At 63.7% G+C, this 7221-nt stretch carries 8 protein-coding genes and 1 pseudogene; 4 read left to right on the top strand and 5 right to left on the bottom strand.

Annotated elements, in window-relative coordinates; translation table 11 throughout:
* Positions 1-217: transposase (locus tag BLS81_RS19945; RefSeq protein ID WP_143023418.1), on the bottom strand; the 217-nt coding region annotated here is incomplete at its 3' end.
* 111 nt (positions 218-328) lie between these two features.
* Positions 329-1102: a LytTR family DNA-binding domain-containing protein gene (locus BLS81_RS19940; protein ID WP_176787280.1), complete on the bottom strand. Its 774-nt coding sequence runs from the start codon at positions 1100-1102 to the stop codon at positions 329-331.
* A gap of 118 nt (positions 1103-1220) precedes the next feature.
* Between BLS81_RS19940 and BLS81_RS19935 the strand changes: the two genes are divergently transcribed.
* The gene (locus tag BLS81_RS19935; protein WP_093226524.1) at positions 1221-2999 is read left to right on the top strand and encodes an FAD-binding protein; all 1779 of its coding nucleotides are present in this window, start codon (positions 1221-1223) and stop codon (positions 2997-2999) included.
* A 317-nt stretch (positions 3000-3316) separates the two neighbouring features.
* Here BLS81_RS19935 and BLS81_RS19930 read toward each other — a convergent pair whose 3' ends face one another.
* On the bottom strand, positions 3317-4552 hold the full coding sequence (locus BLS81_RS19930; RefSeq protein ID WP_093226523.1) for a type II toxin-antitoxin system HipA family toxin: 1236 nt from the start codon (positions 4550-4552) through the stop codon (positions 3317-3319).
* 10 nt (positions 4553-4562) lie between these two features.
* Entirely contained in the window at positions 4563-4856 is a 294-nt protein-coding gene (locus tag BLS81_RS19925; protein ID WP_256326359.1) for a helix-turn-helix domain-containing protein, read from the bottom strand.
* 209 nt (positions 4857-5065) lie between these two features.
* Between BLS81_RS19925 and BLS81_RS19920 the strand changes: the two are divergent.
* From BLS81_RS19920 to BLS81_RS19910, 3 genes and pseudogenes are all read left to right on the top strand, one after another.
* A pseudogene (locus tag BLS81_RS19920) lies at positions 5066-5329 on the top strand (ATP-binding protein); the annotation flags it as partial.
* Positions 5316-5600 carry a fumarylacetoacetate hydrolase family protein gene (locus BLS81_RS19915; RefSeq protein ID WP_371128315.1) on the top strand — a complete coding sequence of 95 codons (285 nt, stop codon included), beginning with the start codon at positions 5316-5318 and terminating at the stop codon, positions 5598-5600. The pseudogene BLS81_RS19920 and the gene BLS81_RS19915, both read left to right, overlap by 14 nt.
* Positions 5601-6075: 475 nt before the next feature.
* Positions 6076-6861: a porin gene (locus BLS81_RS19910; RefSeq protein WP_218123179.1), complete on the top strand. Its 786-nt coding sequence runs from the start codon at positions 6076-6078 to the stop codon at positions 6859-6861.
* A gap of 113 nt (positions 6862-6974) precedes the next feature.
* Here BLS81_RS19910 and BLS81_RS19905 read toward each other — a convergent pair whose 3' ends face one another.
* Positions 6975-7187, bottom strand: coding sequence for a helix-turn-helix domain-containing protein (locus BLS81_RS19905; RefSeq protein WP_093226518.1), 213 nt, complete (start codon positions 7185-7187; stop codon positions 6975-6977).
* Between the last annotated feature and the right edge of the window lie 34 nt (positions 7188-7221).

Here is a 7221-nt window from a genome sequence, read left to right as displayed (position 1 = left end):
CGGCTTCGCGCCAGTCGCGGAAGCGCCGGAACGCCGTGCTCCAGTTGCCGAACCGTTCCGGCAGATCGCGCCACGGGCTGCCCGTACGCGCAATCCACAATACCGCCTCCAAGAACAGCCGGTTATCCCTGCCGCTTCGCCCGGGGTCCGTTCGCTTGCCCAGGCAATGCGGTTCAATCTTCGCCCACTGGGCATCCGTCAGTACGTCTCGATCCATCCCACGCTTGAATCACATTCCAGCCATCCTGTGAATCCCCACGCACCCTAGCCTTCTCAAGGCCCGTCCCGATTTTGGCTTTTAGCGGCAGCAGAACCTACCTCGCCGAGGTCAATTGCATCTTTCAGCTTTCAGGCTCGCAAGAACGGTCGGGTAGCGTCGTGAGAGCGGAACGATGACGTTCTGACCGAGATCGAGGCGGAAGTCGCCCGAACCCGCTGGCGAAATGCTGCGGACGTGGCGTGCGTTAGCCAACCAGGAACGATGCGTGCGGACGATGCCGGCCGAAGACAGCCGTGCTTCCACGTTGGTCAGGGACGTTCGCATCAGCGGTCGGCGCCCATCTGCCAGCATGAACTCAACATAATTGTCGGCGGCCCGAGCCGCTAGAATTTCAGTGATCGGCGTGCGGGTGATTTTCGCGCCCTCATGGATATCGAAACTGTCCGGCGGGCTCGTGGCCTCGGGCCGAGCAATCTCGATCGGCGGTTTCGTCAGGAACCAAAACGTCCCCGCCAGCAGCACATAGGTCAGAACGTCCTTGCGGAACTCATAGAAGATGATGCCCCGCGCATGGGCGTAGGTCTGTCCCGCTGCAGCAAAGATTGCGATGCGCGCGCCTGTCATCAGCGCTACATGCGCCAGCGAGAACGGGGTGCTGCCGGTGGCAAGGAGAGCGATCTTGCGCCAGGACGACAGGCGCCGCGCCCGCCCGACCGCCAAGTATATGAAGGGGGCGAGCAGAAAGAGCACGACGTTGCTGGATGCTTCGACGGCGAGCGGTCGCCAAACACGCATCGCCGTGCCACTGTTCTGCGCGTCATCGAGCGCGGTCGTCACGTTGACGAAGCAGGCCAGCGCCAGAAGACATGCGATCACCAGCATAGAGCGCCAGAAGCCATTCGCCCCTGTACGCGTGCCATTCGCCCCACGCGACGGCTGGCTACCCCGCCCAGGCTGCTGATCGGCCCATACCGCTCGATCTAAACCTACGTCACCTAACATGCTTGCCGGACCAAACTCCTTCCAGAGCGATCTCTTTGCCACGGAGCATCCTGTCTTGAAACGGCGAGATTTTCTGACTTCAGGCGCGGCGTTCGCCGGCACCACCATCATAGCAGCGCCGTTCCCCGTCATGGTTCCACACTCGCCGATACATGATTGGCTGGGTGCAGATGAATGGGATGCGCTGTCCCGCGCGGTCGCCGGCAGGCTCGCCCCCGTCATTATGCCCGATCTGACCGATCCGGTAGTCACGAAGCTGATGGAAAACCCATTCTACGTTTCCGATCAGCCGGGCCTGACGCAAAGTTCCGGTTGGCTAGACGCCTGGCGATCTGCTCCGAGCAAATACTTCATGAAAGCCGAGAGCGCGGCGGACGTGGCCGCTGCCGTCCGCTTCGCGCAGTCACATGGTGTGCGCCTTGTCGTTCGCGGGGGCGGCCATAGCTATTTCGGCGCATCCAGCGCGCCTGACTCACTGATGATCTGGATGCGCCCCATGAATCAGGTCCACCTGCACGATGCGTTCGTGCCGGCAGGCTCGACCAACCCGCCGGTTCATGCTGTCTCGTTGGGAGCCGGTTGCCTCTGGATGGACGCCTACAAGGCGGTGACGGTCGAGGGAGGACGCTACGTGCAGGGCGGAGGATGCACTACGGTCGGGGTGGCCGGCCTCGTCCAGGGTGGCGGCTTCGGCAGTTTCTCCAAGGGTTTCGGAACGGTCGCCAGCGGCCTGCTGGAAGCCGAGATCGTCACCGCAGATGGGGTGGTCCGCATCGTCAATGCGGTCCGGCACCCAGACCTATTCTGGGCGATCAAGGGCGGCGGCGGGGGAACTTTCGGCGTCGTAACCCGAGTGACCCTTAAGACCCATGACCTCCCCGAACTCTTCGGGGGCGCCAAGGTCGGTATCTACGCCGAGTCCGATGCGGCCTACCGTCGCTTGCTGGCGCAATTCGTCGCCCACTATCAGGCTCGCCTCTGCAATCCGCATTGGGGGGAGCAGGCACGTGCAACTCGCTCCAATACGCTCGAAATTGACATGCTCTTTCAAGGACTGACGTCGGACGAGGCGAACGCGGCATGGCGTCCCTTCATCGATTTCGTCCGCGCCAACCCCGACGACTATGAGGAAACAGACCCGCTGCGTGTTACGCCGGTGCCAGCCCGGCACTATTGGGATGCCGATTGGCTTGCTGCGAATCTGCCGACCGATACGATCTCTCGCGACACACGGCTGGCGGCCTCGCCCGGAGCCTTTTGGTGGCATGGGGATGGCGAGCAGGTCGGTGCGTATTGGCTCGGTTATCAATCTATCTGGCTGCCGGCATCCCTCCTCGAAGCTGGCAACCAGGACGGCCTTGCCGAGGCGTGGTTCGCTGCGAGTCGGCACTGGTCGGTCGCCTTCCATTTCAATAAGGGGCTGGCGGGCGCCCAAGCGGAAGCCATCAACGCATCGCGCGACACAGCGACCAACCCGCAAGTGCTTTCGGCCTTTGCTCTCGCGATCACCGCTTCCGCGGCCGATCCGGCGTATCCTGGTCAGCCGCTGCCGGCAAAGAAGGATGCGAGAGAGCGCGCCGATGCGATCGCGTCGGCTATCAGCGAACTTCGCAAAATCGCGCTGGACGCCGGCACCTACGTCAACGAGTGCGACTTTCACCAGGAAAATTGGCGGCAAGCGTTCTGGGGATCGAACGTTGCACGTCTCGAAGCGATCAAGCGTCGCTACGATGACCAGCACCTATTCACGGTGCATCACGGTATCGGCAGTCACTGATGGGCACCTGCCCGATTGGGAAGGTTCGACAGGTTGGTCGGTTTCAGGAAGCGTTGGCGATCCGCTGAACGACCAGCGGTGATCGACTTTCGAGCGGCGACTGTGATAGCGGCCCGCGCTAGCGGCAAGCAATCTCGTTAAGTTAGCGCCTATGGGAGGGCCTTCCCCGCCCCGCGCCTATGGTCGAAACTCGGGAGCGGCTCGGCAATCGTCGAGCTGTATCGTGTCGACACGTCCGAAATCCGTAGCCATTTTTCGGACACCCGAGCCGCGTCGGGATCGTGCTGTCAGGCCTGACCTTGGGCGCTGTTGCGCAGTCAGGCGACCGCCTTCGCCAGATCCTCATGCTCGAATGCACTGGCCATCCGCTCGATTTGTGCCCCGGTCAGGCCGTTGTCGGCAGCCACCTCACGCCAGGCGAGCACAGCGACCCCGACCTCGGCGGCGATGGTCCGCGCCGCGTCGGGCTTGAGACCGAACTGCCCGGCCACCGCCATTGCGGTATCGATCGAGCTGGTGTCATCCGCCTCGTCGAGGGTCAGGGCATGGTGGCGCGGCTTCACGTCGATCGGCATCGGATTGAGATCATAGGCCGGCGCCAGGAGCCATCCGCCCGCGTCGCGCAGATAGCCGTGATTGCGCAAGTGGTCGTCGGTGTTGGAGACCAGCACGTTGAAGACCATCCGCCGCCAGAGCTGCGCCGCATCGCGCTCCGGGGCTGCGCCATCGGTGCGCAGAACGTCGAGCAGCTCCAGATAGCTGCGCACGTCGCCGTCGGAGGCCGCGAGCGCGGTCAGCGCCGAGATAAATGGGATACGCCGGCCGGTATCGTCCCGGTCGAACCGGCGCATGATGAAGACGGGACGGTTCTGAACCTTGTGGAGCGCGAAATCGGGCACGTCGATGCCGGCGGCGCGCGCTAGGGTCATCGCCGTCGCTTCCCAGCGCGGCACCGGCCAATCGTCGGTCGGGCTCGGGAACTTCGCGATTGTCAGGTGCCCGCCCGCGTCGATGACTGCTGCCTTGGGACGAGCGCCGCCGAGCGACGCCCCGGGCGCGAGGACAAGACGAAGATCGTCGTCGCTCTCCTTGTCGTTGAGGATGCGGGTCGTGGCGGAGAGCAGCCTGCCGAGATTGATGATCGGCGGGATGGCCTGCTCGGATTCCGCGAGGAAATGCTCACCATCTTCGGAAAAGCGCAGAGCGCCCAGGCGATTTCTGTCCTCGACCAGCGTGAGATAGTCGATATCGAGCAGCGTCCTGGCGGGCCGGCCTTCGGCCTTGGCCTGCTTGCGCTCGCGACGCAGCAGGAGGTTGCGGCCCCAGCGGTCGGGTGCGGGGTCCGTGAAGGCATTGAAAAGAGCCTCGGTATGGAAGGTCCCGGCTGTGAGCGGCAGTATTGGATCAAGCGCGAAGGCATGAGGATGTCCTCGCCAGCTATCCGCATATTCGAAGCTGGAGGTTTCCTTGTTGCCCTTGGAGCGCGCCCACAGGCGGCCGACGCGCAGGGTTTCTCCCTGCCAGTCGATATGGACGTCGAGCGTGCGTTCCATCGTGGCCTCCTCAGGACCCGCTGCGCGCGCGCTGAGGCAGCCGTTCGGCCTCGAGGGACAGCCCTACGGCATCGCTGAGCGGGTCCGCAAGGTCGCCGAGGCGCTCCGCCAGTCCGAGCACGAAGAGGATTGTGGCATAGATGCCGAGGGCAACCGCAGGATCGCCGCGCTCCACGCGCGTGAGCGTGTTGCGGCTGATAAAGGCGCGCTCGGCGACGATCGTCATCGTCAGGCGGCGGCGCTTGCGCGCAATCTGGATGTCGCCGCCGAGCTTGCGCAGCGCCTTTCGTACGCCAAGCGGCAAGGCATTTTGGGACTGAGAGCTTCTCATGTTCGCACCATAATTCGTGCATTAGCAGGCTTAGTGCTCTACTTATAGCGCAAACATGTAGCTAGCAAGTTTTTGGAATTCGCTCTTTGCATCATAGCTGATGCACTAACCGCGACAATGCACAAGATATGATGCAGGCGGTGAAAAATCACGAGAAAGGCTAGGACGAAACCCGCGTGGCCCAGCCCGGCCGCATCGCCGACCATCTCTCGCGGCTCGATCTGGTGATCCTCGACGAGCTTGGCTACCTGCCGTGCGCGCTCTCCGGCGGACAGCTGCTGTTTCATCTCGTCAGCGAGCTCTACGAGCAGACGTCGATCGTGGTCACCACCAACCGGGCGTTCGGCGAGTGGCCGTCCGTGTTCGGTGACGCCAAGATGACTACCGCGTTGCTCGATCGGCTGCCCTCGAACGTCGATCGGGCCGTGGCTCGTGACCAAGGATGAGGTCGGCGACGCCGGCGACCTCTCGATCTGGCTCAAGGTGAACGGCCATCGCTATCAGGACGGCACGACCCGCAATCTCGTCTTCGGGGTGCGCCAGATCGTGAGCTACGTCTCCGGCTTCCATGCCCTCGAAGTCGGCGATCTCATCATTACCGGCACGCCCGCCGGTGTCGGCCTCGGGCAGAAGCCGCCTGTCTTCCTAAGGCCCGGCGACGTGATGCGCCTCGGCATCGATGGACTTGGTGTCCAGGAACAGCGGGTTCTCGCCTAGGAAGTCTGATCCGCGAGCGCGCGCCCACCTCGGCGGGCAATCGCCGGCTGGCTGCGCCCCTGTGCCGGCACAGGGAGAAAGGGAAGCGCATGACAGGAGGGTTCGAGCCATCTCCTTTCGGCCTCGGCATCACCGCAGTATTGCTCGCGCCGGCTTCATGCCTCGCGCAGGGGGCGCCATCGCCATCGGTCGAGCAACTCGCCGAAATCGTCCGCCGGCAGTCGGAGGAGATCGCACGGCTACGGCAACGGCTGGAAGCGCTCGAAAGCGGGAGGGCCGATGGGACGGCGGTCACCGCGAGCGCGGACAGCCTCCCGCCCGCGCCGGCCAACGGCCAGACAGCTATCGTGCCGCCTGGCCCCGCCGAGCAATCCATGGCAGCAGGACAAGGCTTCCGTCGTGGTCGCTGTCTGGGATGCGGGCTTGCCGAGCTTCCATTCGGCCGACGGCGTGTTCACCTTCAAGCCGCGGGCGGGTGCTCACCGATTTCACCGCCACGACCCGCTCGCGCTATAGCGATCGTAACCTCGCCACGACGGGCATGCGGTCGCTCCGGCTTGGTTTCGAGGGGGGCGTTGGCCCGCATCTCTTCTATGCCCTCGAGAGCGATTTCGCCGGCAACAAGGTCGATGTCCGAACCGCGCTGGTGGGGTGGCGCAACAAGCTTGGCAAGCTCGATTATGATGTCCGCGTCGGGCATCTGTTCAACGATCGCGGCTTCGACGGCGGCACGCGCTCGGACGCGACACCGTTCGAGGAGCGAAGCGTCGTCGGAACCGCGATCCAGCCGCAGCGGGGCTTCTTCGGCACCGGAGGCCAGGTGCGTCTCTTCGGCTCCCACTGGCATGCGTCCCTGGCGGTCACTGGCGATGCGACCGATCAGGACCAGACGCACAGCGACAGCCTGACGGTCCTGGCCCGCGCACATTGGAACCCGATCCATTCCGGCGGCAGCCTGATCCATATCGGCCTGTGGGGCTATGACGAGAGCTTGGCGCCCAATGTCGGCGACATCGCCCGCAGCACCGTGATCGGCGGTCGCTTCAACGGCAATTTGCGCGTCGTCACCGGCCCGATCCCCGGCGCGACGCAGGACATCGGCTATGGCCTCGAACTTGGCGGCTATCCGGCTGCGTGGCGTCAGGGATTGCATCAGCTCCTGGCCGCGCCGGGCCTTGGCAGGCAGCGTCGCGCGCACACCGCGGTGGGAGAAGCAGAGACGACGACGCGTCCGGGCGCGGTGTCCGCGTCGGTCGAATGAAGCTCGATCTATGCGCAAGCGATCGTTATCTTGGGGTGAAACGCGCATCAGCGCTTGGCGATCAAAGATTAATACAGAAAAGGAGCGTATGGGCTCGCGCGGCTGGCGCCAATTCAGTTGGGTTCTCTGAAGAACTCTTTTGGCGAGACCTGGAAACATTCCGCCAGATCGTTCAAGCGCAGGAGCGTAAGATTGACCCGGCCATTTTCGATTTGGCTCAGATACGACTGTGTGAAGCCCGCAACCTCGGCAAGAGGCTCTTGCTTAAGCTCCCTTTCCTTTCGGAGCCGGGCCACGTTGAGACCGACAAGCCTGCGGATATCCACGAACCTTCAATCGAGGAATTCGCAGCGCAAGTTT

Source organism: Sphingomonas sp. NFR15 (assembly GCF_900103265.1).
In the GTDB taxonomy this organism is placed as follows: Bacteria; Pseudomonadota; Alphaproteobacteria; order Sphingomonadales; family Sphingomonadaceae; genus Sphingomonas; species Sphingomonas pollutisoli.
Note: the sequence above shows the minus strand (reverse complement) of the source record. Positions and strands in the feature narration are given on the sequence as shown.

Coding starts and splice junctions, on each gene's coding strand:
- BLS81_RS19930 (WP_093226523.1), bottom strand. CDS start 4,552: ATGGAACGCACGCTCGACGTCCATATCGACTGGCAGGGAGAAACCCTG.
- BLS81_RS19940 (WP_176787280.1), bottom strand. CDS start 1,102: ATGCTGGTGATCGCATGTCTTCTGGCGCTGGCCTGCTTCGTCAACGTG.
- BLS81_RS19935 (WP_093226524.1), top strand. CDS start 1,221: ATGCTTGCCGGACCAAACTCCTTCCAGAGCGATCTCTTTGCCACGGAG.